At 40.7% G+C, this 26,963-nt stretch carries 26 protein-coding genes; 15 read left to right on the forward strand and 11 right to left on the reverse strand.

The window, feature by feature from the left end:
- Positions 1 to 65: 65 nt before the first annotated feature.
- Positions 66 to 1,244, reverse strand: coding sequence for a hypothetical protein (locus JFU56_RS10595; RefSeq protein WP_198437256.1), 1,179 nt, complete (start codon positions 1,242 to 1,244; stop codon positions 66 to 68).
- A gap of 17 nt (positions 1,245 to 1,261) precedes the next feature.
- Here JFU56_RS10595 and JFU56_RS10600 point away from each other — a divergent pair, with 17 nt between their 5' ends.
- Together JFU56_RS10600 and JFU56_RS10605 are read left to right on the forward strand one after the other, a co-directional pair.
- A complete protein-coding gene (locus tag JFU56_RS10600; protein WP_242065944.1) occupies positions 1,262 to 2,686 on the forward strand; it encodes a hypothetical protein in 1,425 nt (474 codons plus the stop codon).
- 25 nt (positions 2,687 to 2,711) lie between these two features.
- Positions 2,712 to 3,233: a hypothetical protein gene (locus JFU56_RS10605; RefSeq protein WP_198437257.1), complete on the forward strand. Its 522-nt coding sequence runs from the start codon at positions 2,712 to 2,714 to the stop codon at positions 3,231 to 3,233.
- A 102-nt stretch (positions 3,234 to 3,335) separates the two neighbouring features.
- Here the strand turns inward: JFU56_RS10605 and JFU56_RS10610 are convergent, their stop codons facing one another.
- Positions 3,336 to 4,118, reverse strand: coding sequence for a polysaccharide pyruvyl transferase family protein (locus JFU56_RS10610; protein ID WP_198437258.1), 783 nt, complete (start codon positions 4,116 to 4,118; stop codon positions 3,336 to 3,338).
- A 284-nt stretch (positions 4,119 to 4,402) separates the two neighbouring features.
- On the opposite strand from JFU56_RS10610, the gene JFU56_RS10615 reads away from it, so the two are divergent.
- Positions 4,403 to 5,794: an oligosaccharide repeat unit polymerase gene (locus JFU56_RS10615; RefSeq protein ID WP_198437259.1), complete on the forward strand. Its 1,392-nt coding sequence runs from the start codon at positions 4,403 to 4,405 to the stop codon at positions 5,792 to 5,794.
- 82 nt (positions 5,795 to 5,876) lie between these two features.
- Entirely contained in the window at positions 5,877 to 8,174 is a 2,298-nt protein-coding gene (locus JFU56_RS10620) for a UvrD-helicase domain-containing protein (RefSeq protein WP_242065945.1), read from the forward strand.
- A gap of 67 nt (positions 8,175 to 8,241) precedes the next feature.
- Here JFU56_RS10620 and rsmS read toward each other — a convergent pair whose 3' ends face one another.
- The gene (rsmS, locus tag JFU56_RS10625) at positions 8,242 to 8,406 is read right to left on the reverse strand and encodes a pleiotropic regulatory protein RsmS (protein WP_198437261.1); all 165 of its coding nucleotides are present in this window, start codon (positions 8,404 to 8,406) and stop codon (positions 8,242 to 8,244) included.
- 154 nt (positions 8,407 to 8,560) lie between these two features.
- Between rsmS and JFU56_RS10630 the strand changes: the two genes are divergently transcribed.
- Positions 8,561 to 8,719 (forward strand): hypothetical protein, encoded by a 159-nt coding sequence (locus tag JFU56_RS10630; RefSeq protein ID WP_198437423.1) that lies wholly within the window; start codon positions 8,561 to 8,563, stop codon positions 8,717 to 8,719.
- 78 nt (positions 8,720 to 8,797) lie between these two features.
- On the opposite strand, the gene priC is transcribed toward JFU56_RS10630, so the two are convergent.
- The 3 genes from priC to dinG are packed head-to-tail and all read right to left on the reverse strand — an operon-like array spanning position 8,798 to position 12,260.
- Complete coding sequence (gene priC / locus JFU56_RS10635; protein ID WP_198437262.1) at positions 8,798 to 9,430, reverse strand: primosomal replication protein PriC; 633 nt, start codon at positions 9,428 to 9,430, stop codon at positions 8,798 to 8,800.
- Entirely contained in the window at positions 9,418 to 10,197 is a 780-nt protein-coding gene (locus tag JFU56_RS10640; RefSeq protein WP_198437263.1) for a TSUP family transporter, read from the reverse strand. Before JFU56_RS10640 ends, priC begins: the two co-directional genes overlap by 13 nt.
- Complete coding sequence (gene dinG / locus JFU56_RS10645; protein ID WP_198437264.1) at positions 10,197 to 12,260, reverse strand: ATP-dependent DNA helicase DinG; 2,064 nt, start codon at positions 12,258 to 12,260, stop codon at positions 10,197 to 10,199. The genes JFU56_RS10640 and dinG overlap by 1 nt, the downstream gene beginning before the upstream one ends.
- A 246-nt stretch (positions 12,261 to 12,506) precedes the next feature.
- On the opposite strand from dinG, the gene JFU56_RS10650 reads away from it, so the two are divergent.
- The 3 genes from JFU56_RS10650 (at position 12,507) to JFU56_RS10660 (ending at position 16,618) form a co-directional block, all read left to right on the forward strand.
- The gene (locus JFU56_RS10650) at positions 12,507 to 14,213 is read left to right on the forward strand and encodes a hypothetical protein (protein WP_198437265.1); all 1,707 of its coding nucleotides are present in this window, start codon (positions 12,507 to 12,509) and stop codon (positions 14,211 to 14,213) included.
- Between the two features lie 298 nt (positions 14,214 to 14,511).
- Positions 14,512 to 15,210: a response regulator transcription factor gene (locus JFU56_RS10655; protein ID WP_198437266.1), complete on the forward strand. Its 699-nt coding sequence runs from the start codon at positions 14,512 to 14,514 to the stop codon at positions 15,208 to 15,210.
- On the forward strand, positions 15,197 to 16,618 hold the full coding sequence (locus JFU56_RS10660; protein WP_242065946.1) for an ATP-binding protein: 1,422 nt from the start codon (positions 15,197 to 15,199) through the stop codon (positions 16,616 to 16,618). Before JFU56_RS10655 ends, JFU56_RS10660 begins: the two co-directional genes overlap by 14 nt.
- 57 nt (positions 16,619 to 16,675) lie before the next feature.
- Here JFU56_RS10660 and JFU56_RS10665 read toward each other — a convergent pair whose 3' ends face one another.
- Entirely contained in the window at positions 16,676 to 18,274 is a 1,599-nt protein-coding gene (locus tag JFU56_RS10665; protein ID WP_198437267.1) for an AMP-binding protein, read from the reverse strand.
- Between the two features lie 338 nt (positions 18,275 to 18,612).
- On the opposite strand from JFU56_RS10665, the gene JFU56_RS10670 reads away from it, so the two are divergent.
- Entirely contained in the window at positions 18,613 to 19,023 is a 411-nt protein-coding gene (locus JFU56_RS10670) for a hypothetical protein (RefSeq protein ID WP_198437268.1), read from the forward strand.
- 34 nt (positions 19,024 to 19,057) lie between these two features.
- Here JFU56_RS10670 and JFU56_RS10675 read toward each other — a convergent pair whose 3' ends face one another.
- Positions 19,058 to 19,396, reverse strand: coding sequence for a universal stress protein UspB (locus JFU56_RS10675; protein WP_198437269.1), 339 nt, complete (start codon positions 19,394 to 19,396; stop codon positions 19,058 to 19,060).
- Between the two features lie 386 nt (positions 19,397 to 19,782).
- Here JFU56_RS10675 and emrD point away from each other — a divergent pair, with 386 nt between their 5' ends.
- Positions 19,783 to 21,003 carry a multidrug efflux MFS transporter EmrD gene (emrD, locus tag JFU56_RS10680; RefSeq protein WP_198437270.1) on the forward strand — a complete coding sequence of 407 codons (1,221 nt, stop codon included), beginning with the start codon at positions 19,783 to 19,785 and terminating at the stop codon, positions 21,001 to 21,003.
- Positions 21,004 to 21,050: 47 nt separating this feature from the next.
- On the opposite strand, the gene JFU56_RS10685 is transcribed toward emrD, so the two are convergent.
- On the reverse strand, positions 21,051 to 21,269 hold the full coding sequence (locus tag JFU56_RS10685) for an acetyltransferase (RefSeq protein ID WP_242065947.1): 219 nt from the start codon (positions 21,267 to 21,269) through the stop codon (positions 21,051 to 21,053).
- A gap of 208 nt (positions 21,270 to 21,477) precedes the next feature.
- On the opposite strand from JFU56_RS10685, the gene JFU56_RS10690 reads away from it, so the two are divergent.
- On the forward strand, positions 21,478 to 22,068 hold the full coding sequence (locus JFU56_RS10690) for a DUF938 domain-containing protein (RefSeq protein ID WP_198437271.1): 591 nt from the start codon (positions 21,478 to 21,480) through the stop codon (positions 22,066 to 22,068).
- Between the two features lie 30 nt (positions 22,069 to 22,098).
- On the opposite strand, the gene JFU56_RS10695 is transcribed toward JFU56_RS10690, so the two are convergent.
- Entirely contained in the window at positions 22,099 to 22,386 is a 288-nt protein-coding gene (locus JFU56_RS10695; protein ID WP_198437272.1) for a nitrogen fixation protein NifW, read from the reverse strand.
- A 169-nt stretch (positions 22,387 to 22,555) separates the two neighbouring features.
- Between JFU56_RS10695 and JFU56_RS10700 the strand changes: the two genes are divergently transcribed.
- Genes JFU56_RS10700 through JFU56_RS10715 form a run of 4 tightly spaced genes read left to right on the forward strand, consistent with a single transcriptional unit; the run spans position 22,556 to position 26,092 of the window.
- Positions 22,556 to 23,488 carry a metal ABC transporter substrate-binding protein gene (locus tag JFU56_RS10700; RefSeq protein WP_305798244.1) on the forward strand — a complete coding sequence of 311 codons (933 nt, stop codon included), beginning with the start codon at positions 22,556 to 22,558 and terminating at the stop codon, positions 23,486 to 23,488.
- Positions 23,485 to 24,336 (forward strand): manganese/iron ABC transporter ATP-binding protein, encoded by an 852-nt coding sequence (locus JFU56_RS10705; protein WP_198437273.1) that lies wholly within the window; start codon positions 23,485 to 23,487, stop codon positions 24,334 to 24,336. The genes JFU56_RS10700 and JFU56_RS10705 overlap by 4 nt, the downstream gene beginning before the upstream one ends.
- Positions 24,333 to 25,190, forward strand: coding sequence for a metal ABC transporter permease (locus JFU56_RS10710; RefSeq protein ID WP_198437274.1), 858 nt, complete (start codon positions 24,333 to 24,335; stop codon positions 25,188 to 25,190). The genes JFU56_RS10705 and JFU56_RS10710 overlap by 4 nt, the downstream gene beginning before the upstream one ends.
- A complete protein-coding gene (locus JFU56_RS10715) occupies positions 25,190 to 26,092 on the forward strand; it encodes a metal ABC transporter permease (protein WP_198437275.1) in 903 nt (300 codons plus the stop codon). The genes JFU56_RS10710 and JFU56_RS10715 overlap by 1 nt, the downstream gene beginning before the upstream one ends.
- On the opposite strand, the gene JFU56_RS10720 is transcribed toward JFU56_RS10715, so the two are convergent.
- The gene (locus tag JFU56_RS10720; protein WP_198437276.1) at positions 26,078 to 26,881 is read right to left on the reverse strand and encodes a class I SAM-dependent methyltransferase; all 804 of its coding nucleotides are present in this window, start codon (positions 26,879 to 26,881) and stop codon (positions 26,078 to 26,080) included. The two genes, JFU56_RS10715 and JFU56_RS10720, sit on opposite strands and share 15 nt — an antisense overlap.
- Positions 26,882 to 26,963: the final 82 nt, after the last annotated feature.

Genomic DNA, 26,963 nt, shown 5'->3' on the forward strand with positions numbered 1-26,963 from the left:
TGGTGAGTCGTCATTCGATTCAAGTAGCAAGTGCATCACGGGTATTTATCTGGTGATGAAGATGGTTATTTACCATTCAGCGGTTTAACGCCTTTTAGTACTGATATTGTATAACCATATTGATTTTGATAAAACTTAGAAATAAAACCACTGACATAAATGTATGATTTCTCAGTAATAGCTTGACCGTGATTAAATTGCACCACACGGCCGGTATCATCTTTGCCACGGATATCGTAACGCTTGTTGATAACTTGGTATTTACAGCTATTAATGGTAATGCGACAGCGTACATAATCACCGAGTTTCCCTTTTAATCGTAATGTCTCACTAATATCGCTGCCATCGTTATGCAGAGCGAGCTTTTTGTCCGTCGCGAGTGGCGATTGGTGGCTTAACAAACCCTGGTTGTTGACGATGTAATTAGAGATTATTAAGGTGGCTGTTGCCAATTCATTTTCAGCTAATACACTTTGATTACAGAGCTGTTTTAATTTGTCGTTTAAGCTGGTTGATCTCATTTGTTTAGTATACAAAATGGCTTTTTCAACAAATTCAAAACTCAGGTCTTTAGGGTAGGCTGATGTTTGATAGCGCTGCGCGGCTTTACTGTAAGTGGCATGTTTAAAATCATGATGGAACTGAATCGCATCCTGTTTACTGATAAAACCATGTTGGCTAATTTCATCTTCGACAATGGCTAAGTAAAGGCGTAGCGGCGCACCCGATGCATAGGTTTGATTAAATACACTGTTTTGTAACTGTTCAAGCTGTGCAACTAATGCCGGTAGCTTTTGCAAGTAACTGGCAAATGGCATGAGCTCTGGCAGGCGCTTTTTCACGCAACCGAGATGGGCACAAAAATCACCTTGTTGTGAGTGACTAAATATCAGTCCTTGGCTACGGTTTGTGGTGGTATGACAGATACTGCAAGTACGCGTGAAACTAGGGTTTTTTAATAGATTGATTGGCTGTGCGTATTCATTTATTGCATAGATATTTTTGTTATCAGTGATATCATAATACGCTTCGATAATGTATCGCTCGTCGCTTTGTTCCAAAAGATCTAATGTAATTTCATAACCTTGAGCAGTCACAAGTTGGTCTGCTTTTTTTACTGTTAGTGCCGCAACCGGGTTCACAGTAACAAAGTCTGAAAAAGCAAAGGAATCAAAAGGTGCAAGTAAGTCTTCTATGGTAGACTTTAGGTTAGCGTATTGCTCAGTTGTAATTAAATATGGCATTGTGGTGTTAAACAGTTATGAATAGAAAAATGGAGAGCACATACTTTATCGTGCCCGATCATATCGCGCAATCATCATCACTTTCTGATGCTGCATTTCGCTTATTAGTATGGATGTTATGCAAAAAGAATAAAGATCGCATTGCGGATTTTTCGCGTTTTTCGCTGCAATCAGATAAACAGCATAGCATTACTGAACTGATTAATAAAAACTATCTTCAGCAAGATGACAGTGGCTTGTACATCAACAGTGCAATTATGTATGAAGACTTTAAAGAACAAGTTCCAGCGCCTGTTGAGGCGGCCGATCCTGGCCTGCAATATTTCCAACAAGTATTTGAATTAGTTGCTGAGTATTCACAAAAAAGACTAAACTTTAATAACAGTAAATTCCGTGTGCGCTGCGATGAGTTTATGCGCCAAGGGTTTACTATCGAACACATTAAAGTGTTATGTATTCAGCTAAACAGCCGTAACCCAGCTTTTGATTGGTATGAGCTTGATGCGACTGAATTACAGCATATTAAAGATGTATCTGCGGTGAACAGGGTCAATGCGCCAGCGAGTATTCAATCGGTTAATAACCCTCATTCTGAAGCGCGTCAGCCTTTCCAACCAACGATAAGCCGTCAAGGTGTACGTCATATTCAAAACCAAAGTGGGTTTATGCCGAACTACCAACAAATTAGACAAGATCCGCAAAAAATGGCGGATATTAAGCAAGTCTATGATTATTGGTTTAGCTCGAAACGTTTACAGCTGTCACAATATATTGCTCCAAAACAAGCCCATTTCGAGAAACTGCATAGCCTGTTAATGCTACATTCGATTGCAGAGCTGAAACGTGCAGTTGATGGTGTTGACCATCGCCGAGACTTGGTGAATAAAGGTCGTAATTTTAATGATATCTTTACTAATTCGGGCAATATCGAAAGCTTGGTTAGTTTAGCTGATAGTATGGAAGTGAGCCAGGCTGACTCGCCAGCGCTGCGTATCTTTAATTATTGGGTTGAACGTACACAAAGTGCTGTTGGGGTTAATTTACGCATGACAGCAGAGCAACGTGACCGCTTGATACTGCGCTTGCAAGTATTCACCGAAATCGATCTCAAATTAGCCATTGATGGATCACAAGTCGACCCTTATTATCAATCTGTACACTTTGCTTTTGGTTTGTTATTCAAAGATGATACCAGCGTACACAGTTTGATATCGTTAGCACTTAATGGTAAACAAGATGTATCGAAAGCGAGTCGTAAAGACAGTAACTTGAATAAAGCTTTGGCAGATATGGGCATTAGTAAGTTAACGGTTGGTATGACAGAGCAAAATGGTGGTTTTGTGAATCCGATGGTTCGTGATCACTCGAATACGCAGACACCATTGAAAACATTACCGCCACAATTTATTGATCCGGGCTTCTCTGATAGCGACGATGATTAAAACATTAAACTTGGATATAGAGTGTATGGAACAAACAATTAATTTAACTCAGCCACAAACAGAAGCAATTGCAACTATGTACACCATGCTAGCAAGTAGCTTTCCGTCATTTAATTATGATTATGATTCGGCACAATTTAATATCTGGAAACTGACATTTACCAAGTATGCACCTGAAGCTATTATTAAGGTCGCAGAACAGATCCCAACCTTGCGCCGCAGTAATGGCTTACCTTATGATTTCCCGCCAAGTTTACCTGTTGTTGCGGATATGATTATGCGTGAGTCTATTGTGTTGATGGGTCACTCCGATCATGATAAAGCCTATGAGCGTTTATTTAAATTTAAACGTAAGACTCCAGCTGAACGAGCCGAGACTGGTGATAACTTTGTTTATACGCTGTATCGTCAATTAAATCGTTACATGGCGATGGATGCGGAGAAATTCAGACCCATTTTTACGCGTGAATATTTAAAACTAGCAGATGGTGTGACTAAAGGCACTATGATGTTAGATGAAATACCACTGGCGATTGAGAGTAAGTAGCTCAATTAGCCTGTAGTCCGTTAAGCTAGACTGGCTAGTTAACTTGATTTGATAGAAGTCTGTCGTCGATGGACCTCTATCAAATCAAATATGAACATAAAGCTAAGAAGTAGGAAAGGAATTAAGTAATCGTTGTTGAATTTTATGCACATCAGGCAAAGCATTTGGTGTAACAGATAGCGCCTCGTTCAATGAAGTACAAACGGGGAAATTACTTCTCCCAGAACCCTGATAATAATCATCATATTTCTCAATCCCTTCGCCATTATTATCTTTTAATAAAACAGCTGGAATACCGAATGACTCTGCGATGATAATACCATGCAGTGAACTAGAGATTACTTTTTTTGCTCTTACTATTTGAGACATAAACTTAGGGACAGAACCTTTTGTTTCTAAAATGAATTCAGCTTTGAATTTATGTTTATCTTCATTGTAATGGGGTATCATAAGATACTCAATATCTTTGATTTCCGATGACGCAAAATATTTAGACGATAATAGACCAGGGTCTCCGAATACCTCAGGAACATAGATGCCTCTATTTTCTAAAAACGTTTTTGTTAAAGGACCTCTCACTGCCCTGACATCTAACTGAGTAAAGTTATAGTGCATATCTTGTCTATTTGAATTATAACCAGAGCCCCAAATGACGTCACCGTCACTTGCATGATCCATAATAGACCCTATCGCAAGTAGTTTTTTATCGATTTTAATTGTTTCATTTTTTTCACGCATCACATTCCAAACTATATATGCGGATAAAATATCACCTACGTTAAACGCCCTCTGAATTACTCTAAATTTATTACCTGGATTCCACCAATATAAAAACTCTGTATCTTTTAAAATGGTTTTCAACTCCCTATTTAGAAATGGCAACATTTGATATCCATCCTTTAATTTAGTCATGATTGTGAAGTTATGTGTTGACTGAATTCACCGGTGATTACTGGTTATAGTTAATCTCTACCTGGTTGTAATTAACAATATTTTGACATCGAATATAATCAAGTGAACGGTAGTATATTTAATATTAGGCGATAAAAGTTGAAGTGCAGATCAGAGCGTGACCTTATTATTTTATGCTATGTTAACCTCATTTCTCTATATCCCTGCTTTACTTATTAATGCTGCATCAGAATTAGGTCAATAAGCAGGGATGTTTAATGATAAATATGAATACGCTTAATCCGCGAGTGCAAATACTGTTAAGTTTTATACTAACCTTTGTGGCTGGTCTATTGTGGTATAAAACTAAAATGTGGTTGGTGCCAGTGGTATTCGTTGCGACGCCGCTGATGTTGATTGCATTGTTAAGGATCCCATTTTATGTGGTCATTACTTTTATTATTTTTTCCTACTTTCGTATTCACGAAGCCTTCCCAGTACTGATCCCTTTACATATTCCTTTAGCATTTTCGTTAGCGTCTTTTTTCGTGCTTGGCTGGCATATATTCTTAAGTAATAATATTAAAATATATTGGACGACTGAGCTGACATTAGTTTGCTTATTTTTAGGCTGGGCGGCGTTTGGGATCATGTTTGCTTATAATCGCGGTGCTGCGCTTAGCACGTTCACAGGCGTGTTAAGTAAAGTGTGGGTGATGACAATCGCGATCTGTTGGCTGGTACGCAGTATTCATCACTTTCGTATTGCCACTTATTTATATGTTGTCGCTGGCGTACTCGTCGGCTTAAAAGCAATTAGTAACAAGTTACAAGGTATTGGCCTTGTTGAGGGGACGCGGGTAACGATTTCTCGAGATATAGGCTCGTTAATTGGCGATCCGAATGACTTATCGCTCGTATTGATGTTTCCCATGTCGTTTACCTTATCCAATTTACTGCAGCCTAAAATTGGTAAATTTCACCGAGTACTTTTAGCTTTAGCGTATGTTATTTTGTTTTGGGCCATCATTGCTACGCAAAGTCGTGGCGGACTCATGGGGATCATGGCTGTGACGGGGTATTTTGCATTTAAGCGCATTAAAAATAAGCTCTATATAGTGGCTGGTGGTGCTATGTTACTGCCTATTCTATTAGTGATGGCGGGGGTATCTGACCGTTCGTCTGGCGGTGCTGCAGAAGAGGGCGTTGACGAGTCCGCGATGGGGCGTATCTATGCGTGGATTGCCGCGTGGGGGATGGCGGTTGAAAATCCTTTTACAGGGGTTGGTATCAATAATTTCTATCTCAATTATTATTTATTTAGCCCGCATTGGGATGGTAAAAATCATGCAGTACACAGTACCTGGTTTCAGGTATTAGCGGAAACCGGCTTCGTCGGATTAGGACTGCTTATTGCCCTTATTACGATGACGTTTAAACGCTTGTGGCGTACTGAAGTGGATAGCCGGGTGTTACCGATTAATGAGCGAAATACAATTGTGACTTGTAACGATGGTATTTTTGCTGGGCTAATTGCTTTTTGTATCGCTGGCACGTTTTTAACGCAAGGTTTTACTTGGCCTTTGTATATATTGCTGTCGATGACAGTCGCATTGGCTAAAATATTGTCAGACAGACTTGCAGTTGAAGAAAGGGCTAAAGTGGACTAGCGATAGGTTAATATGCGATAAAATGAGTGGCACGTATTAATTAATCGCTGTGTTTGTGATATGTTTTCCCTACTGTTTATTCTTGAGTTTATCTGCATTGCCTGACTATTCTTTTTCTAATGTTGCTCAGTTATTTGGTGCCAATTGCCGCACCTTATCATTTCGTCCTGAAGGGGCTGTTTTTACCACTAAGCGACAACAAACCTACCATTACCCTTGGGCAAGCTTTGAACCTAAGTTGAAGCACTACCGTGGGTCCTTCTTTGATACCATCATACTCAATTGGGAAGACCAGCGGGTACGGTTAAATGGCGTGACTAAAGCTGACGTGAAAAGCCTTATTGATGACTTATATTTCCATGCATTAATGGGCAATGAAGCTAAAATATTAGCGCTTTATCAGCAGCTTACTCAGATAATCGAGCAAGGTTATATTCCTCATTCAAAATGGTTAAGGTTAAAATCACTCTTATCGCCTTGGGCGGATTGGTTTGAAATGTTACCGAGTATGAATAAGATACCCACAACACTGAAAAGTCCTTTAACACACTTGCGCTTTTGGCAACAAAGTCAGGTCGATAATCTGGATAAATATAACCAAGCGGTGATGGACAAGCATAAACAAAGTCACAAAACCTTGTTTGATAACCTCGAACTCCACCCACTGACTGAAAAGCAACGAGATGCCTGTGTTGTTGCTAATGATGCCAATTTGGTACTCGCGGGTGCAGGCTGTGGTAAAACTAGTGTCATGCTAGGACGTTGCGCTTATTTACTTGAGTCACAGCAAGCGACTGCCGACAGCATATTGGTACTGGCGTTTGCAAAAGATGCTGCGCATGAGATGAAATCCAGGCTTACCGAGCGCTTACCGCAGGCAAATATCACGGTTAAAACCTTCCATGCGTTAGCGTTAGATATCATAAAACAAGTAGATGGTGAGAGGCCAAAAGTCAGTAAACTTGCCAGTAGTGACAATGCCAAGCAACAATTTTTTAAGCAAAAGATAGCAGAACTGTTATGCGAGCGGACGTCGCCTGATGAAGACTTTAGAGCGTTGTTCTGTGAGTACTGTTACGCCTATGTCGCTTGGCTAGGTAAGTTGCCTGAGAATAAGCATGACGCTGAAGTAGAAAGATTATTAGCAGGCAAGGGCGGTTATAAGAAACTATTAAGTCAACTCGTCGAATTGACTATGCAGTATAAAAATAGCCTTACAGATAAATCGAAACATAAATCACAAACCTTACAAAAGTTACAGAAATTAGCCGATACTGACTTCGCCGCGTTAACGCATGAGATTGTTGAGGTACTACTTGGCTATTATCAAGCTGACCTGGACGAGCGTAATGAGCTCGATTTTGATGAGATGATCATCCAAGCCTGCGATTATGTCAGCAATGGTCAGTTTAACTCGCCTTGGTTACATATCCTCGTTGATGAGTTTCAAGATATCTCGCAAGCGCGCGCTAGTTTGGTAAAACAGCTACAAGCTCAGGATGCTGACAGTAAGCTATTCTGTGTTGGTGATGATTGGCAGGCTATTTATCAATTCGCTGGCAGCGATATTGCGGTGACTACACGTTTTAGTGATTACTTTGGTATAACGAGTACCTTACCCTTGGATACGACATTCCGTTTCAATGATCAGATCAGCGCGGTTGCCAGCAAATTTGTGATGGCTAATGAAGAACAGCTAGATAAACAGATAACAACGCATAGCAAAGCCAAAAAAGCCTGTGTGCAGATAAGTTATTATCAGCTTGCTGACGACCAGAAAAAATCCAATAATAAAAAAAGTACGAAGAAAGCGAGTTATGAGGCTGCGTCATTACCAGTAAATACGTTAGTAACTGCATCTGTAAGTAAACCTGTAAGTAAATCATCACCAGCAAATGAGCTGTTGTTAGAAAAGAAATTATCGCAATTAGCGACAGGCAAACAGAAAGATAAAAAGAAAGTGGAAGACAAAGGTGAGGGGAAAGGCGAAGGCAAACAAAAATCAGTATTATTGCTAGCGCGCTTTAATTTTCAATTACCTGATGCGAAGTCCCTGGCTGCATTATCGTTACAATACCCGCAATTGGATATCAAAGCCATGACAGTGCATAGCTCGAAAGGCCAAGAGGCTGATCATGTGATTGTTCTCGCGATGGAGGCTGGTGAGCATGGTTTCCCTTGCCATAAACGTCGTCACCCGTTTGCTGCGATATTACAACCTGATCTGTCTGGATTCCCTGATGCAGAGGAACGCCGCTTGTTCTATGTCGCCTTAACACGGGCGCGCCAGCAAGTTAACTTATTGTGCAATAAAGGCAAACCATCGAGCTTTGTAGAAGAGTTGCTGGCGGGAGGCTACGCTGTCACAGTAACTAAGTAACTAAGTAACTAAGTAACTAAGTAACTAAGTAACTAAGTACAATAGGCAAGGTGATTAATGAGCCTTATTAGCTGGTAATATCTGTGGTTTCAGCTTCAAGCTTACGTTGAAAGTCTTGCTGTACGATAGCAAGTGCTTTCACGACAGTATCAGCTTGCATCTGGTTTTCTTCTAGTAATTGAATAAGATCGACAGCTAATTGTATATGTTTTGGCGCGTTTTTTAGCGACATGATAATAATCCTTAATTTCTATTGCAGTATTTTATTACATTATTTTAATGAAATATTACGTCTACCGATTTTTAATCGGTAACGATATATTTTATCCCAATCAACCTGATATTATTAGCCCATATTCATTGATTAACAATTTTATACAGAGGCTATGATGAACAAAGAACAAGTGCACCAAGTAATCCAATTATTACGTGAAGGTCATTCATTAACAGACATTACTAAAATGGCTAAAATCAACGTGATGTATGTAAGTGTTATCCGTAAATTAATGGTAATGGACCTTCTTCAGTTACCTGCTGAATCTTAATCTATTCGGTTATCGTTCAATGGTTAGGTTCTTAGTTACTGACTTGTTGCTAGCGCTTACGTTAGGGCTAAATCGGAACTAGCTAAGATCTTTCTTTTGTTCATAGCGTTGTAATTGCTGTCGTACTTTGGCTGTTGCTGTCTGACAACGCTGTAATCTTTGCATTGTTTGTTGCAATTGAATCGGATCACTTTGTTGATCTATCATTGCTTGCAAACGGCGTTCATATTCTATTTGTTGTGCTAATTTGGCATATAAATGATGTGATTTCTGCAATAACTTCTTCGCAATAACATCATAATTCTTCTGCTGTTCTTGAACTTCACCACGTCTAAAATGACATTGTTGTAATACGCCGTTGATCGCTCTAAATTGATGCGCTACTTTCTCTAATAGTACTTCTTCTATCGATAACTCATTTTTTATAGGTAAGGAATTGCTTGGCGTTATGCTCGGTTTATTACCTTGCGTTGCTTGTTTATCAAAATAACCTTGTAAGCGGATCATGCTTTTTTCTAATTCAGTAACATATTGATGAATATCTTGATTTTTAGAGATAAACAAACCTGGATAGAATAGGGCGCGGTCTCGTAACTTGTAACTAATGGTGCTGGTATGGCTGGAGTTTACCTGTTTGCTTAACACGCTCAGTTGTTGAATTCGCTGAGCGAGTTGGTTTAGCTGTTGCTGCTGACGGTTTATTGTAGCCATGCTTGGTACGCTAATTTACAGGCAATAATGATCACGACTGTAATAAACAATGGGCGAATGAATTTAGCGCCAAAATGAATTGCGGTATGGGCGCCAACAATAGCACCAATCATAATACATAGCCCCATGCTTAAGCCGAGATACCAATTGATATGTCCAAGGTAGATAAAGGTTAATAACGAAGTAAAGTTACTGGTGAAATTCATCGCTTTAGCGACACCTGAGGCAAACAGAATATTCAGCTTGTAGAGTGCCATCGTCGACACTGTCCAAAATGCGCCCGTACCTGGGCCAGCTACACCATCATAGAAACCAATAATATAACCTTGCATGCCCTGTTTTTTATGCAGTTCAGGGTTATCATCAGGCAAGGTTTCACCTGTGTGTTCTTGGGTTTTACTAAAAATAGAGTAGATAGCGGTAAAGATAATGATCACGGGTAATAATTTGTCTAACCAGGCGGTGCTAATGACGTTAACCATTAAGGTGCCACAAATTGCACCTGTAGCGGTGAATAGGAAGGAGCGCCACCAAAATTTGGGATTAAATAGACGTTTCCTATAAAAGGTGATCGCCGCTGCACATGAACCAAAACTAGCGGCTAATTTATTGGTACCTAATGCTAGGTGCGGTGGTAGGCCTGCACTGAGTAGTGCAGGTACAGTTAATAGACCACCACCGCCAGCAATGGCATCAATGAAACCAGCAACCAGTGCGACGCTGCATAAAATTATAAAAACCGAAGGTTCTAAACCAAGCTCTAACATCAAAATTCTATATTTCTTTTATAAGGGGGGAGCGAATTAAGCAATGCTGGTCCATAGCGTTTACTGATAACTCGACGATCAAGTAGTGTGATTCTACCAGAATCTTTTTCTTTTCTCAGCAATCGGCCACAAGATTGGATCAATTTTTTACTGGCTTCAGGTACTGATACTTGCATAAATGGATTACCACCGGATTTTGTGATCCATTCTGACTGCGCCTCTTCGACAGGGGAGGTTGGCACTGAGAACGGGATCTTGGTAATAATTAAATTGGTAAGTAGATCACCGGGTAAATCAAGACCCTCAGATAAGCTGCTCGTACCAAATAAAATACTGGTTTTATTCGCTTTGACGTTATCCGCGTGTTTCTGTAATTGCTCGCTCCGTGAAGTTTCTTTTTGGACCAACAGTTCAAGTTTTGTGGTACTACGGATAATTTCAGCAACTTGATTCATTTGACGGTATGAGCTAAATAATACTAACGATGCTTTTTTGTCAGGTAATAAACTAGGCAGTTTTTCACCTAATAACTCTGTGAAACCTTGTTCATTGGGTGCTAGGGCTAAGTTCGGGATATATAACTCAGCTTGTTCAAATTCAAAAGGTGAACTCAGTTGCAGATGCTGCGTTGATTCGTCATTCAATAATCCCACTTGGCGACGGAAATAGTTAAAATTACCGAGTGAGGTTAATGTTGCAGATGTTAAAATTGCAGCCCCACATTGTGACCACAACATATGTTCGAGTTTACTGTCTACGTCGATCAAACTGGCCGCAAAGATATGGTCGTCTTGGCGGCTGTCGCTTTTCTCAACCCATTTCGCTAGTGGCGTGCCTTTGGTTTCTTTAATTAGCATGTTCCACACTTGGTGGAGGTTTTCGATACGCTGTAAGTAGAAACCCACTTCGGCAATGAGTTTGTTTGCTTTAACTTGTGGCAGCTGATCTTGTTTTAATTGTTCGGCAAGAATATCGACGATTTTAGCTGTTTGCGAAACTCCACGTTTAGTTTCGTGATTCATGTTAGCGGCTAGATCTGCTAGTGCTTCAGGCAGTTCCCCATCAGCAAAGCGCCAAGAGTCGTCACTAAACTGTATGTCATTGGCTGACATTAAGCTGTGGATCTTGGTGAGCTCTTTATTGATGCTGTTGATTGAACTGAGCAATTTAGTGACTGGATCAGATATTTCACTGGATGCAATCGCTTGGGTCAGTTGACGCATTGATACTGCCATGGTTTGTAACCAGGCTTTAGCGCCGAGTACTGAGGCATGTGCTGATGAAAAGTCTCGAGTGATACGTGGCAAGTGATGTGCTTCATCAATAACGTAATAACAGTCTTCTGGTTTAGGTAAAATAATACCACCACCGAGTTCTAAATCAGCCAATAGTAAGGCGTGATTCACGATGAGTACGTCACACTGATCTAAGGCTTCTCGAGCTTTATGGAATGGACAATTACGGTGAGCACTAAATGATTTACTGCAACTGTGGCGATCAGATACGATCATTTGCCAGATATCATCCGGGATCTGCGTTGGCCAGCCATCAATATCACCTTTCCATTTACCTGCCGCGTAGGCAGTAAACAAGCGCTTGATAAGCTGTAAATCACGTTTTTTAGGGATCGTCGTTAAGTCAGCAAGCAGTTCTATTTGATCATCTGCTTGAGCAAGCATTGCCAGTTTTTGTTCACAGCAATAACGTTGACGACCTTTTACTAAGGCAAACTCAAATTTCAGTCCCGATTGACGGCGAAAGAAAGGTAGCTCTTTATGTAACAACTGTTCTTGTAAAGCTATTGTCGCAGTTGATATGACTAACGTTTTTTTGGCATCGGTTGCCAGTGGGATCCCTGCAATCAGATAAGCTAATGATTTACCTGTACCAGTGCCTGCTTCGGCAATAATCAATCGACGGTTTTTATCAAAGTTGCCGGCGAGGGTCTTTGCCATTTCAGCCACTAGAATATTTTGTGAGCGACGAACTGCGAAGTCAGGTAGTGAATCTCGGATGTTCTGGTAAACATCACGAATAGACTTTTTACTTTTATCTGAAAGCATGTTTACTCTTAATCTGAAGAAAGGTCGTTTGTACTTTTATAATCACCCTATTTTAGCGCAATTATAAAATCTGTATAGATATTACGTCGGTGAACACTGATAAATTCACAGTAGTTTATAGAAATGCCGAGTTAGCACCTACCTAGCGCTGACAAAGCTGACAAAACTGACAAATTCAAGACTGAAACATAATCGCGCTTTTTATATTATGACGCTGTCATTTTTCGTCATCTCTAAGAGGTTCATATGCAAAGGCTTGCGAGCATCACAGTGTTGTTAGGGTTACTACTTACTGGTTGCAACAGTTCTGATAGTAGCAGTTCATCAACAGGAACAGGTGGTAATACACAACTATTTACTGTCTATGGAAATCAAGCTCATATGAGGGGCGTTATTGATAGTGATATCGTTTCACAGCTTAACAAGATGACAAAAGCCAACCCGCAAGTTGATACGATTGTAATGCTGGAAGTAGCAGGCTCAAAAGATGATGTCGAAAATTTAAAGGCATCACTGTTAGTTCGTAGCAAAAAATTAAAAACAGTATTACCCGCAGAAGCTATGATTGCATCTGGCGGCACGGATTTTTTCCTTGCAGGTGTTGAGCGATTGATCGATCCAACCGCTCGAATTGGCGTGCACTCTTGGGCTGACGGTAGTGGTACAGAAGGTAAAGATTTACCTGCCGACCATCCTGAACACCAACGCTATTTAACTTACTATAATAAAATTGGTGTCGATCCGAATTTTTATTGGTACACCCTTAATGCGGCAAGCGCCAATGATATCCATTGGATGAGCAATGCTGAACTCGCTAAGTACGACGTTGAAACACGTGAAATGACCGCGAATGAACTGGTTAAAGTATTCCCTGTTCCGAGTGAGTTTGGGCAGGCTGCCACCGATTTGTTTGATCGCTATACTTGGGTTAAAGCACCCAATGGTAAGCTGATTAATATTTTTGCTCAATCCAAGGTGTCTTTAGCGCAGTTAGTAAAAGCGAGAAGCACATTGGAATTCTATTTAACTGATACTGCAACAGTGAAGAAAACCCTTGTCGCTAATAGTATGGCGAATAGAGGCGCATCATTATTTATCTTTAATGATGAGCAGGCTTCAGAGCAAGCAATGGAAGGTAGTTTAGGTAACAGTAAGTTGGCTGAGTCTGGGCAAGACTTATATGCAACCGAAATATTTGTAGAGGGTGATAGCCGTTATCTAGCTGCGCCATCAGACGCTCGTGATGCGACGTTTGAAGAAGTATTGCATTTAACACAAGCGCAAGGTATCGCACCAACGGTTAAGTCTTTACAAAAACAGATCGCAGAACAAGCTGAAGTCGCGATTGCCAATAAAGTATGGAACCCTGATGCTGAACAACTGGAAGAATGGCGTGCTGAAGGTGATACAGAAACGGGTAATAGTGTTTCTCATGAGTATTTTGCCGCGATAGTTGAAGCATATTATGGCATGTGGCAAGGGCTTTCTGCAGGTATGGATGGCTATACCGCGACAACTCGCGCATTGCAAACAGTACAAGACAGTGATGGTCAGGCAATTATTGGAGCATTCTTACCTGAATATATCCCAACAACTATGGATGTAGACGCGAGTTTTGCTGGAGGTAGCACTTTTTATATGGAATATAATGCGGTATTAAGTTATACGGCAAAATCACAGTATTTACAGTCGGTGCGTTTAACTGGAAAAAATAGCAGCAATATTTCAGGCAACAGTCAAAATAACCTCTTGATGGGAAACCAAGGCAATAACCAAATTGATGGTAAAGGTGGAGTAAATATATATAAAGTAAACGGTTTACAGTCTGAGTTTATCGTTGGTGTTGATGGTGAGGGCTTCTTGCTACAGGATAAGGTTGATGGGCGTAATGGTACAGATAAGCTGTTAAATATTCAGAAAATTGAATTTAATGATAGCGAACTTAGGCTATAACGAGTACCGATGACTTGGCTTTAATGTTGTATAAAATATTTATATATTATATAAAGCAACGAGGTTTAAATGCGTAAGTTTGTTAATATCAAAGTGCTTATTGGGATGTTCTCACTGGTCTGTTTAATCGCAGTCAAAGCGCCACACGGTAAGACGATCCATATATTCTCACAAGCCTGGTGTGTCTGTAGCACAATTTAAAAAATTGCATTGAATGATAATAAGCTGAATTTACCTGAACAGTATATATTAGCTCTGTATTTTAATTTATTTATAATGATATAAGGTTTCCTTGACCATGTTAGAGAATGACAACAAACACATTTTAATTGTTGAAGATGATTTAGAGATTTGTCGGCTTCTCGATATGTTCTTACGCAGTAAAGGCTATCAAGTATCACTGAGTAATAATGGCACCGATGGACTGGCTGATATAGCCCGATTAAAACCCGATCTTGTGGTATTAGATATCATGATGCCTGGCTTAGACGGGATTGAGGTATGTAAGCAAAGTCGTGAATTTTATAGCGGACCGATTATTATGTTGACCGCTTGTAGTGAAGAAATATCGGAAATGTCAGCATTAGACACTGGCGCTGATGGCTATTTACACAAACCGCTACGACCACATATCTTGTTATCACACATAGAAGCATTTTTGCGTCGTGAAAATAGAAGTAATAAAAACACGAACGCGCTAAGCCATACTGGCAGCTTAACGATAGATACCTTAAAGCGCTTAGTTACCCGTAATAACGAAGAGATTATTTTAACGGGCGCAGAATATGAAATGTTAGCCTATTTAGCGACACAAGCTGGCACGATTGTGAGTCGAGACGAATGTTATCGCGCACTCAAAGGTGTCGAGTTTGATGGCCTAGATAGAGCCTTGGATATGCGTTTATCAAGTATACGTAAAAAGATAAAAGATGATGTTGCCCCATACCAAATAATCAAAACAATTCGCTGTAAGGGTTACCTATTTGTTAAGCAATAATATGGTTACTAAGCTGAAAAAATTCATTCGTCACTACTCCTTTAACACGCTGTTTTTAAAGCTATATGTTGGAGTGACGGCGGTGATTATTGGCAGCATCGTCTTTGTTAGTTTGTCGATGGATTATTACTACGAAAACCTTGATGATATAACATTTGTCCATGATGCGAGTTTTGCGTCTAAATTATTGGATGATTTTGTCGAAGATACCGACCGCTGGAATATGGAAGTCGATTTATTGAGTCGATTTACCGGGTTTACGATAAAAAATATCAAGATGAATCAAGCATTACTCTATCATCGAAAGCACGAGCTGTTAGACGTTGTTGATATAGAACCGAATAAAAATTATCCACCTTTACCTGCTGGTATTGGTAAGTGGGGGGTATTTGTCTATAAGCATGATGTAGAAGATGATCGTCTTGCTGTGATCTTGCCGCATAAAGATGGGCTATTACTCATCATTGATCGAAATCAAGCGCTCTACCCAATAGATGGTCCTCAGGATTGGGTCGATGATAATGCGGAAATTTTTTTATTAGGTTTTATCTTTTTAAGTATTGCCTTAGTGCTGTACGCGAGTGTGAGAAATATATCCAATCACGTCTATCGTTTAAGTGATGCTAGTTTAGATCTGGCAAAGGGCGAGCTAGATACTCGCGTCAACAATAAAATCCCCGCACCTTTGAATCAAATGGCAACAAGTTTCAATAAAATGGCTGAATCGCTGCAGCATTCACAGCATCAGCAACGCGTTATGGCGAATGCCATTGCCCATGAATTACGTACACCGTTAACGCGTATTCAGTTGGTGATGGGCTTGCTAAGTGATGAGGCTCATAATGAATATACGACGGCATTACACAATGACTTAGGTCGTTATACGGTTGAAATGGAAGCTTTAGCAAATGACATCCTGATGCTACAAACCATAGAACACAATCCCTCTTCGCTCCATCAAAAGATTGACTTAGCGGCGTTAATACAATCACGCATGGTTGAGTTTCAGCTGCAGTACCCTCATGTCCATGTCACGGCTGATATCGAGGCTGTGAGTGTGGATGGTAATCCTCGCTACCTTCAGCTCATTGTTGATAACCTCGTGAAGAATGCCTGTTTGTACGCAGATTCAAGGGTTAAGATCACGCTTAAAAAACATGTTAATTGTTGCTGTATCGTCGTCGAGGATGATGGTGATGGGATCAGTCCACAGCAACGAGAGCAAGTACTTGATGCGTTTACGCGGTTAGATAACAGTCGTAGTAGACAGACTGGTGGTTTTGGCTTAGGTTTGGCTATTGTGAATACGGTGGTTAAAACCATGAAAGGAAAGCTGGACATTAAAACCAGTAAGTTGGGTGGGGCGATGTTTATCATTGAGTTTAAATGCGAATGTTGTCGTGTTTAAGTCAGCGTTAAAATGACGACAGCGAGTGCTTGTCGTCATTTTATTGCTAATGTCGCGCTACGCTGTACGTAATTCGCGACGTAATATCTTACCTACTGCTGTTTTTGGCAACTCGTCCATAAATACAATTTGCTTAGGTACCTTGTAGGCCGTTAAAAATTCTTTACAGTGTGCAATGATATCTTGTTCTTCAAGGTCTTGGTTATGCTGAGATTTGACGATAAAGGCTTTCACCGCTTCTCCCGTTTTCTCTAAAGGAACACCAATGACTGCGGCCTCTAAAATACCGCTGTGATTTGAGAGGACCTCTTCGACTTCATTAGGGTAAACGTTAAAACCGGATACGATGATCATGTCTTTTTTACGATCAACAATTTTGTAATAACCATTGTCTAATTGTTCGGCTATATCCCCAGTTTTAAAGAAACCGTCACTGGTCATTACTTCAGCTGTTGCTGCGTCGCTACGCCAGTAACCTTGCATGACTTGCGGGCCACGAACTGAGAGTTCACCTGCTTCACCTGCTGCAACCTCATTATCATTTTCATTAAGTAGTTTAATCTCGGTACCCGGTAAGGCTGCGCCAATTGAACCAACTAAGGTTTCGCCTGGACGGTTGAATGTGACTACCGGTGATGTTTCAGATAACCCATAACCTTCACAGATATCGCAGCCTGTGACGTCTTTCCATAACTTCGCGGTTGAGCTTGTGAGCGCTGTACCACCTGAAGTGGTTATTTTTAATTTACTGAAGTCTAATGCTTTAAATTCAGGCTGAGTACATAAACCAACAAATAAGGTATTAAGGCCTGAAAATGCCGTGAATTTAACGGTTTTAATCGCGTTCACAAACCCCGGCATATCTCGTGGATTTGGGATCAATACAGTATGGGCACCCGTACTAAAGTACAGCAGTAGAGTGATGTTAAATGCGTATATATGATAGAGCGGCAGCGGTGATATGAGCACCTCTTCGCCTGCTGTGATTTCGTTAGACAAACGGCCCTTGGTTTGGATGGTATTGCTTAATACATTACCGTGGCTGAGCATTGCGCCTTTTGACAAGCCTGTGGTGCCGCCTGTGTATTGCAAAACAGCTAAATCATCGATATGGCAAGTAACTGGTAGGTAAGGATTATTTTTACCGAGTGCAATCGCATCAAGTAATGAAATGGTATCTAGCTGTGAAGAACCTTGTTCCTGTGGTGCGAGTAAGTCGGCCGCATGGGTGGTAATGATAGTCTTGATATTGGTATCAGGCAGTACTTTTTCTGCGACAGGGAGCAGGTCAGATAAGATGACTAATGCCGTGGCTTCAGAATTGTTAAATTGATGTAACATTTCACGCGGGGTGTAAAGTGGGTTGGTGTTAACTAATACTAATCCTGCACGAGTCGCGCCATAAGCAGCAATTGGAAATTGGGTAATACTCGGTAATTGGATCGCAATTTTATCACCTGGTTTTAGGTCTGTATGGTTTTGTAGGTAGGATGCAAACGCGGCAGATAGCTGGTCTATCTCCTTAAATGTAAGGGTTTTACCTAAGCAGGTGTAAGCAGGTCTATTCGCATATTCTTCACAAGTATCTAGTATCAAATCAGCAATACAGTTGAGTCCATTCAATTCTATTTTTTCTACAGCAGCATTCGATAACATATAATTCTTCCTATCTATTAAGTTGTGTTGTGAATATAAAGTGACACTGAATTAGTCATTTGGTTGCAACATATAGGTTACAACTCGTGTATTTAATCGGAATATTTTTGAACGAATAATTTAAACGTTCGTATGATTTATTATCATACTGTTGAATTTATCTATTTCAGCGAGCAACACGATATTTTTGAAAATAGGCTAACTGGTCGGCTTAGCTTGTCTCAAAATTTAATTTTAGCGTATTAGCAGCTTGTGCAATTTGCAGCTAGGCTTTTATATAGCGTTTAATTTAATTCGCAGAGTATCTGTTTGATATTGGCTTTTAAGGAGTGGTATTTATGGTTAAAATTAAGAGTATCAGCATGTTAATACTGGTTTTGATGTGTCCGTTTAATAGTTTTTCAAAACAACAAGTTGCTGTATTTTTAGGGAGTCCTATGTCTGGGGTTCAATATCAACAAGGCGACTTACGTTTTTCTTTGGGGTTGAAAGATTTCGGCGTTGCGTTTGATCAGACCTTTAGTGTGGCTGAATTATTGGAAAAGCCTAAATTAGCCCCACTATATGTTTATTTAGGGGGGCAACTTGTCGACCACCACAAGCATAAAGTGGCTGTACGCTCAGGCATCGGGTTTCAACAACCTTTTGAGCTGATAACCCTGTATGCAGAGCTTGGTCCAAGCCTGTATGTGCTAGAAGATGTGGATATGAAACTAGAAGCGAGCTTAGGTATTAAAATTGATTTTTAAATATACTCGCATCGAAGAGAAGAGTGAATACCGCTTAAAAATCGAGAAACATCAAGGTTGGGATGAGCAGGATGTTGCAAACGACGAGATAGCTGGATAAGGTAAATATTCTTTTTACCTTGCTGCAGCGGTAAATAAAGTATTCGTCAAAGTGCTGTAAATGCTCATTACGACGGATGTAATGGAATAATTGCATTTGTTTTGTGTAATTACCTTCAGTATTAAAAAATACCCGACCGTTAACACGCTGATAGAGTAGCGGGTCAATATCTCTCATGTGATAAAGCAGGCAACGTAATGAAGAAACAGCACGTGCGACATTAATTAGCGTGATAATTGAAAACGCGATAAAAATAAGATCACTATTATTCATCCTTTCCCCTTAGCGGTAAACGCTAGCATGCCAGTTACTTTCATTATCCTTATTAATATGAGTGTAATATATATTTCTACTTTCGGTATCTTATGACCGATAAAAGCGAATTATTTATATTATGAAACGATAATTTAACACTTAATTAATACATTACAAAAACTAATCCGATAAATCTGAAAATGTACTGTATTCCACCTGTTTTTTTACTTGCCTAAGATGATGCTCAGGACTATTATGCCGCCTGAAATGCAGAGTAAGATATTGCGTATATGGATTTAGCCTGTCACCAATCTTTTCATTATCAATCCAACTAGAGTTTATCTCTAATTATTGCGGTTTTTAGCCTTAATTACCGTTTTATATTCGTAACTTATTATGAGGGTATGGTTGTGCTACAACAATCGTCTTCTGCCAATATGGCAAAATTACTATTTCTAATTATTATACTGACTGCTGTAGGGCAAATGACACAAACAATGTATGTGCCATCTATTGCTGCAATGGCTACCGATTTTGCGGTTCAGCCAACGTATCTACAAGCGGTTATGGCGGCTTATTTGATCCCTTACGGCTTATCACAGTTTGTATATGGGCCTTTATCAGATCGCATTGGTCGACGACCCGTGATTATGGCGGGCATGACTATATTTATGATGGGTACATTGGCGGCATTATTCGCTCCGTCATTTGAGTATTTTCTATTAGCTAGCTTTATCCAAGGCTCTGGTACAGGTTGTGCGGGCGCAATGTCGAGAACGGTCACGCGTGACTGCTATGATGGCGCATCATTGCATCGAGCTAACAGCCTTGTGAGTATGGGCGTCATTTTTTCACCCTTACTTGCACCTGTGGTGGGGGGTTATCTTTCAATGGCATTTGATTGGAAAGCAAGTTACCTGTTTTTACTGATCTTTGGCGCGCTAGTGACACTAGCGATGTTTACGATGTTTGATGAAACATTGCCTAAAGAAAAGCGTCGTAATGAGCGCGTTTGGACAAGCTATAGTTATGTGTTGAGTAACCGCCAATTCCAAGGTTATGTCTTTTGCCTTATTGCGACATTCGCGGGTATCGCTGTGTTTGAAGCTGCGGCAGGTGTATTGCTTGGTAGTGTGTTAAAGCTCGATCCAACAACGGTAAGTTGGTTATTTGTATTACCATTACCGGGGTATTTATTGGGTGCCTGGTTATCTGCTACGTTATCGGTACGTATCGGCCAACGCAATTTGTTTAACATTGGTATGGTGACTTTGATTGTTGGAGCTCTAGCTATCTTCATTCCGGGCATGGCTGGATTAGTCACCGTTGTGTCATTGATTGGTGGTGGGTTTATTTCGTTTATTGGTGCTGGAATAATTTTTCCTGCAGCAACAACTGCGGCAATTCAGCCTTTTCCTCATCATGCTGGGACTGCGGGGGCAATTTTAGGTGGTATGCAAAATTTAGGCGCGGGCCTTGCGACATTAGCGGCATCATTGATGGGGGCAAAAGATCAGTTTAACCTTGGCTCTGTGATGCTAGTCGCTGCAGTCTTAGTGGTGATTAGCATACTTTGGGTGCGACGTCGTTTCTCGAATGATGCTGCGATGACGCCGAGCTTATAATGCGTTAATAACTAAATAAAATGGGAACAGGATCGTTCCCATTTTAACTAATGCTGATTTTCTCTATAATGCGGATCGGTCCAGCAGAGTGGTAGTGTTTCACCGGAAAGAAATAGAAGATCTGATTTTTTAAAGGTTTCCGGATCTTGTTGTTCTTCACCCACCTGATAGCGACCGACTACCGAATCATGGAATAGGTTCGTGAGATCGTCTTGTCCTATTACCTCTATCATATCGTTATTACTTTTATGTTTAAAAAACATCATGCGCTCCAGTCGTTATCAGCTTTCTACCAGTAAAGTATAGCCTGCGCTCACCTTTTATTTTGAATATCAGTTAAACTGTTGATACTCGCGATAATAGCTAAGCTGGTAATAAGCGTGCTCGGTATATCGTGATACAGAGCTCGTTATAACATGGCTGTAATAAACAGAGCTTCTCATAGACGGAGTGGATAATTGATACAGGTGCAATATGGATAAACCTTTCTCACAATCTTGTGAAAATAATAAACAAGCGATTTTAACTGTGCTCACTGGTGAGTTTACTCAGCCCCTGCGAATATTGGAAATCGGGACGGGCAGTGCACAGCATGCTGTACATTTTGCGGCTCAGTTACCATTCCTCACTTGGCAAACCAGTGATCTAGCCTGTAATCATGCCGGTATTCATACTTGGTTAGACAGTGTTGATTTAGCTAATTTAAAGCGTCCGCTATTATTAGATCTAAACCAAGATTGGCCGATTGACAGTGTGGAAGGTATCTTTACTGCGAACACGCTACATATTGTTAGCTGGCCTTTGGTGAAGCGTTTCTTTCAAGGTGTTGGTAGGCATTTAGCATCAGGCGGAAAACTGTGTATCTATGGTCCGTTTAATTACGATGGCCTATTTACCAGTCCAAGCAATGCTGATTTTGATGTCTGGTTAAAGAACATTGATAGTGAGCGTGGTATTCGTGATATTGAAGCGATTAATCAGCTTGCCAATGAACAAGACTTGGTATTAATGCATGATCATACAATGCCAGCGAATAACCGTTTACTTGTGTTTGTTAAGTCTTAGGCTTGGCTTAATAATGGCTTCCCAAACAGGTTAACGCCTTTCACAAGAAGTGCATCCACGGCAAGCTACGCGAGTCTTACTGCTGCGATCTAGCCGACCGCGTTGTACTTTACAGTAAGCATTCTTTAAACAACGGCGATAATCAAACCAGTCTTGTGGTTTGGTTAATAACACATAACCGTTAAAGCGTTTGAGTAAATCATCTTGCCATTCGTGTATTAATCCACTGTCGAAACCAATATCAAAAAAATCTAATAACTCAGGGATGTTGGTTAATGACTTTATCTGCTCTGCAGTACTGGGCTTGCTTGTTTGCATAACGGCCTTTTAGCTTAATTCTCCCATAGCAATTCATTAGCGTAAATCTAAAGCCTACGATTAGTTGTTGTGGATCAAAAAATACAAATGGTAATAATTATCATTTGTATTGAGGTGTTTTGAATTTCTTGCTAGTATCAGTTTATCCCGAAGTAAACAAGGAAGTCCCATGCCACATCAATTTCGTTTTATGCTATCACCAGCGAGTATATTTTCAATACTGTCATTATTTACAATTTTATTAAGTGCTGTTTGGACGACGAATGCAGTCGCTGCAGAGAACAAGTTTAAAGTGGTGACGACCTTTACCGTGATCGCTGATATGGCGAGAAACATAGCGGGTGATGCTGCTGTTGTTACTTCAATAACCAAACCTGACGCCGAGATCCATAACTACCAAGCCACACCGGGTGATATACGTCGTGCGCAAGGTGCTGATTTGATTATTTATAACGGATTAAACCTGGAATTATGGTTTGATAAGTTTTTCCATAATTTACGTGATGTGCCTAGTGTTGTCGTTACCAAGGGCATTGTTCCTATGGGTATTTCGCAAGGTCCTTATTCTGGTAAACCCAACCCTCACGCGTGGATGTCAGCTGACAATGCCTTGATTTATATTGAAAATATTCGTCAGGCATTCGTTATGTTCGACGGTGCTAACGCCGCCGTTTATAACCAAAATGCACAGCATTATAGTGCCCAAATATTGGATGCAGTCGCACCATTTAAACAACAACTTGCGGCCTTACCAAAAAACCAACGCTGGTTAGTCACGAGTGAGGGCGCGTTCAGTTATTTAGCCCGTGATTATGATTTGAAAGAGCTTTTCCTTTGGCCTATTAATGCGGATTCTCAAGGTACACCGCAACAAGTGCGTAAGGTTATCGATAAAATGAAAGCCAATCAGATTGCAGCCATCTTTAGTGAAAGTACGGTATCAGCCCGACCAGCGCAGCAAGTCGCCCGTGAGACGGGGAGTCGTTATGCTGGCGTTTTATATGTTGATTCATTAAGTGCGATTGATGGACCTGTGCCAACGTATATTGACTTGCTAAAAGTCACCCTCGGTACGATAGCAAAAGGACTCGAACAAGAATGATGGGATTAGCGGTTAACGATATTAGTGTGACGTACAGAAACGGCCATACTGCGCTAGTCAATGCCAGTTTTAGCTTACCTCAAGGCTCGATTACGGCATTGGTTGGGATTAATGGCAGTGGTAAATCAACTTTATTCAAGGCGATCATGGGATTTGTTACGTTAGCAAAAGGCTCGGTTGATATTTTAGGTTTGCCAGTTAATAAGGCGTTAAAAAGTAATCTGGTTGCTTATGTGCCACAGAGCGAAGAGATTGATTGGAATTTTCCTATTTTAGTCAAAGATGTCGTTATGATGGGACGTTACGGGCATATGAATATGCTACGTATAGCGAAGCGGAACGATCATGATAAGGTCAATTTGGCGCTTGAACGCGTTAATATGAGTGAGTTTAAGTACAGACAAATTGGTGAGCTATCTGGCGGTCAAAAAAAACGTGTGTTTCTTGCCCGAGCGTTGGCTCAAGAAAGCCAAGTCATTTTACTGGATGAACCTTTTACTGGGGTTGATGTACAAACAGAAGAGCAGATCATGGCGTTACTGCGGGAGTTACGCGCTGAAGGTAAGGTGATTTTAGTCTCTACGCATAATCTCGGTAGTGTGCCAGAGTTTTGCGACCGAACTGTGTTAATTAACCGTACCATATTGGGGGCGGGGTTAACCAGTGAGATATTCACTCAGGATAACTTGCAGAAAACCTTTGGTGGAGTATTACGTCACTTTATTCTTGCGGGCGATGAATTACATGAAGATGATGATAAGCGGCAGGTGACAGTACTGTCAGATCATGAACGCCCAGTGGTTCTTTATGGTGACGGTGAGCAAACGCCAGTAGTGAGGAATCGATGATAGAGTCACTATTAACCCCCTTTAGTTATGATTATATGGTCAATGCCATCTTTATTAGTGCATTGGTAGGCGGCGTTTGTGCGTTTTTGTCAGCGTATTTAATGTTGAAAGGCTGGTCATTAATTGGTGATGCCTTATCGCATGCTATCGTTCCCGGTGTCGCTGGCGCCTATATGTTAGGGTTGCCGTTTGCTTTGGGCGCCTTTTTTTCGGGCGGGTTGGCTGCCACAACCATGCTGTTTCTAAATCAACGTACAAAGCTAAAAGAAGACGCGATCATCGGGCTCATATTTACCTCATTTTTTGGTTTAGGGCTGTTTATGGTGTCGCTGTCACCGACATCTGTAAATATCCAAACTATCGTCATGGGAAATATTTTAGCCATTACCCCAGCTGATACTTTACAACTGTTATTAATCTCCGGTATTTCATTGTTTGTACTGATATTAAAATGGAAAGATCTAATGGTCGTCTTTTTTGATGAACATCATGCGCGCAGTATTGGCTTAAGCCCGAATGCGCTAAAGGTTTTATTCTTCACCTTATTGAGTGCGTGTACAGTCGCGGCACTACAAACTGTGGGTGCCTTTTTAGTGATAGCGATGGTGGTCACACCCGGTGCAACTGCTTATCTACTCAGTGACAGGTTCTCTTGGGTAATTATATTGAGTGTTATTATTGGGGCTGCGAGTTCATTTATTGGCGCCTACCTTAGCTATTTTATTGATGGCGCGACAGGAGGCATCATTGTGATATTGCAAGCGATGGTATTTATATTGGCGTTTGTATTTGCGCCCAAGCATGGTTATTTAGCGGCAAGGTTCAAGGCTAGACAAACGATAGGGACATTATAATGGTGAGCTTACTTGATACGTTATCTGAAACAATATTAAACACCTTATTAGAGCCGTTTTCATTTACTTTTATGCAGCAAGCATTTTTAATTGTGCTGCTTGTGGCGATCCCAACCGCTTTATTGTCGTGTTTCTTGGTATTAAAAGGCTGGTCTTTGATGGGCGATGCTATTTCTCATTCTGTGCTACCCGGGGTGGTGATCGCTTATGTCTTGGCTATTCCTTATGTTATCGGCGCGTTTGTTGCGGGGATCTTTTGCGCACTCGCGACTGGTTTTATTAAAGATAATAGTCGATTGAAAGAAGACACTGTCATGGGCGTAGTGTTTTCGAGCATGTTTGGTTTAGGCCTGGTATTAATGACCAAAATAGAGTCGGGTGTACATTTAGATCATATCTTGTTTGGTGATGTACTTGGGGTGACATGGCAGGATATTTTGGAAGTGGGGGTTGTCGCTTTCCTAGTCGTGGCATTCATGCTGATTAAAGGCAAGGATCTACTGGTCTTCGTGTTTGATCATCAACACGCGAAGGCGATCGGTTTATCGACAGGGTTATTACATTATGGTCTGTTATCATTACTCACGTTAACGATAGTTTGCGCGCTAAAAGCTGTCGGTATGATCTTGGTTATTGCGATGCTGATTGCTCCAGGGGCGATCGCATTCTTATTAACGAATAAATTTCAAAGCATGCTGCTGGTGGCATTACTCATTTCGTTATTAGCATCGTTCTTTGGTGTATACTTGAGCTTTTATCTCGACAGTGCGCCAGCACCAACGATTATCATGTTATTGAGTATCGCCTTTATTCTGGTGTTTATTTATAGCAGTTACCAAGCAAAAGTAACTGCGTCAAAATACTTACATCAAGATATCGCTGCGGACTTAAGCTGTTTGTAAATCGGCAAGCCATTGCTGTTCGAAATCTTGCATACGTAAATGCTTACGCGAGCTTTCATGTGACTCTCTATGCTGGTCTGAAGTAAACGGGCCGGCTTGGCAGTAATGACAGCAATCATCACCGAGTATTGTCGACGGTGTTAACTGTGAACTGAGTGCCTGTGCTAGCTGGTTAGCAGGGCGTAGACTCCAGACATAAGTAATGCCCTTGGTATCTTTAACGTGCTTATCACGATCAACATTACGAATGCGGTAGCCAGGAAAATTGGCGATATCGAAGTTCATTTCACCGAGGAAATGGATATCGGTATTGCGTATTAATGAATGTTGAATATTCCATTCAGAGTAAGGTTTGACGTCTTTGCTGGTGATATAACACAGCTGTGGGCCAGTAGGATCAAGTAACTGTTCACTACTATTAATTAAAAACTGGCGTAACAGGCGGCGATTTAGCGTGTTAATACCAATACCTGCGCATTTGTCATTAAACTCTGTTTTAGAGGTAAAGCCAGGTACGAGTGGAAATTGGAAAATAACCAGGTCAAAACTATGGTGCTTTATTTCAGACCATGTCTCAGGTTTAGTTATATCAAAACCAGTTAATACTTGGCAATTATGAGCGAGTAATTTTTTATAAAAATCATCACCATACTTATTTTCCAACGTGGCAAGTGGATCGAAAATGGTGGCTGTTAATTGCGCCGGTGCATAATGTTGAAGCAAGGCATTAGAGAATGATAAATCGCCATCGCCAATCGTTAGGATGCGCCAGTTGGGGTTAATATGCATGGTCAAAGAAACTCAGTAATACGATAAAGCGGAATATTATACGGCAGCACTACAATAATTTCACTTCTACAATGCCATTAAC

This window comes from Moritella sp. F3, from assembly GCF_015082335.1.
In the GTDB taxonomy this organism is placed as follows: Bacteria; Pseudomonadota; Gammaproteobacteria; order Enterobacterales; family Moritellaceae; genus Moritella.

Excerpts from the sequence above, each read along its gene's own strand:
- JFU56_RS10595 (WP_198437256.1), bottom strand. The coding sequence starts at position 1,244 with ATGCCATATTTAATTACAACTGAGCAATACGCTAACCTAAAGTCTACC.
- JFU56_RS10600 (WP_242065944.1), top strand. The coding sequence starts at position 1,262 with ATGAATAGAAAAATGGAGAGCACATACTTTATCGTGCCCGATCATATC.
- JFU56_RS10605 (WP_198437257.1), top strand. The coding sequence starts at position 2,712 with ATGGAACAAACAATTAATTTAACTCAGCCACAAACAGAAGCAATTGCA.
- JFU56_RS10610 (WP_198437258.1), bottom strand. The coding sequence starts at position 4,118 with ATGTTGCCATTTCTAAATAGGGAGTTGAAAACCATTTTAAAAGATACA.
- JFU56_RS10615 (WP_198437259.1), top strand. The coding sequence starts at position 4,403 with ATGATAAATATGAATACGCTTAATCCGCGAGTGCAAATACTGTTAAGT.
- rsmS (WP_198437261.1), bottom strand. The coding sequence starts at position 8,406 with ATGTCGCTAAAAAACGCGCCAAAACATATACAATTAGCTGTCGATCTT.
- JFU56_RS10630 (WP_198437423.1), top strand. The coding sequence starts at position 8,561 with ATGATGAACAAAGAACAAGTGCACCAAGTAATCCAATTATTACGTGAA.
- priC (WP_198437262.1), bottom strand. The coding sequence starts at position 9,430 with ATGGCTACAATAAACCGTCAGCAGCAACAGCTAAACCAACTCGCTCAG.
- JFU56_RS10640 (WP_198437263.1), bottom strand. The coding sequence starts at position 10,197 with ATGTTAGAGCTTGGTTTAGAACCTTCGGTTTTTATAATTTTATGCAGC.
- dinG (WP_198437264.1), bottom strand. The coding sequence starts at position 12,260 with ATGCTTTCAGATAAAAGTAAAAAGTCTATTCGTGATGTTTACCAGAAC.
- JFU56_RS10650 (WP_198437265.1), top strand. The coding sequence starts at position 12,507 with ATGCAAAGGCTTGCGAGCATCACAGTGTTGTTAGGGTTACTACTTACT.
- JFU56_RS10655 (WP_198437266.1), top strand. The coding sequence starts at position 14,512 with ATGTTAGAGAATGACAACAAACACATTTTAATTGTTGAAGATGATTTA.
- JFU56_RS10665 (WP_198437267.1), bottom strand. The coding sequence starts at position 18,274 with ATGTTATCGAATGCTGCTGTAGAAAAAATAGAATTGAATGGACTCAAC.
- JFU56_RS10670 (WP_198437268.1), top strand. The coding sequence starts at position 18,613 with ATGGTTAAAATTAAGAGTATCAGCATGTTAATACTGGTTTTGATGTGT.
- JFU56_RS10675 (WP_198437269.1), bottom strand. The coding sequence starts at position 19,396 with ATGAATAATAGTGATCTTATTTTTATCGCGTTTTCAATTATCACGCTA.
- emrD (WP_198437270.1), top strand. The coding sequence starts at position 19,783 with ATGGTTGTGCTACAACAATCGTCTTCTGCCAATATGGCAAAATTACTA.
- JFU56_RS10685 (WP_242065947.1), bottom strand. The coding sequence starts at position 21,269 with ATGATGTTTTTTAAACATAAAAGTAATAACGATATGATAGAGGTAATA.
- JFU56_RS10690 (WP_198437271.1), top strand. The coding sequence starts at position 21,478 with ATGGATAAACCTTTCTCACAATCTTGTGAAAATAATAAACAAGCGATT.
- JFU56_RS10695 (WP_198437272.1), bottom strand. The coding sequence starts at position 22,386 with ATGCAAACAAGCAAGCCCAGTACTGCAGAGCAGATAAAGTCATTAACC.
- JFU56_RS10700 (WP_305798244.1), top strand. The coding sequence starts at position 22,556 with ATGCCACATCAATTTCGTTTTATGCTATCACCAGCGAGTATATTTTCA.
- JFU56_RS10705 (WP_198437273.1), top strand. The coding sequence starts at position 23,485 with ATGATGGGATTAGCGGTTAACGATATTAGTGTGACGTACAGAAACGGC.
- JFU56_RS10710 (WP_198437274.1), top strand. The coding sequence starts at position 24,333 with ATGATAGAGTCACTATTAACCCCCTTTAGTTATGATTATATGGTCAAT.
- JFU56_RS10715 (WP_198437275.1), top strand. The coding sequence starts at position 25,190 with ATGGTGAGCTTACTTGATACGTTATCTGAAACAATATTAAACACCTTA.
- JFU56_RS10720 (WP_198437276.1), bottom strand. The coding sequence starts at position 26,881 with ATGCATATTAACCCCAACTGGCGCATCCTAACGATTGGCGATGGCGAT.